The organism is Psychrobacter sp. AOP31-B2-9, assembly GCF_052378005.1.
Classification (GTDB): Bacteria; Pseudomonadota; Gammaproteobacteria; order Pseudomonadales; family Moraxellaceae; genus Psychrobacter.
In genome coordinates this window covers 1-287 of record NZ_JBQSXG010000375.1, presented here as the reverse complement: position 1 = coordinate 287, position 287 = coordinate 1, and the positions used below count along the sequence as shown (strand labels likewise).

1 pseudogene is annotated in these 287 nt (G+C 40.4%); it reads left to right on the top strand.

Annotation, left to right across the window (positions count from 1 at the left end):
* Positions 1–44: 44 nt before the first annotated feature.
* Positions 45–287 (top strand): annotated as a pseudogene (locus ACT3SX_RS15700) (IS701 family transposase); the annotation flags it as partial.

Here is a 287-nt window from a genome sequence, read left to right as displayed (position 1 = left end):
AGATATATTGCCAACCTAAAGCATAGCGTAGTACCATAATAGTCATGAAGAAGCCTAAAGTAACCCGACTAGATTATTGCCAGTATCTCATGGTGAGCCAAATAAACTACACCATCACCAACTATGCTGATCATCATCCTGAGAACATCAGTCATGACCGTATCAACCGTTATATTAAAGGTGACAAGCTCAAACCTCGTCTAGTATGGGAACAAGTTAAACAAGACATTGTCGCCGATGCTGAGGGTTACTTGCTCTTTGATGATACGGTATTAGACAAAGATCAC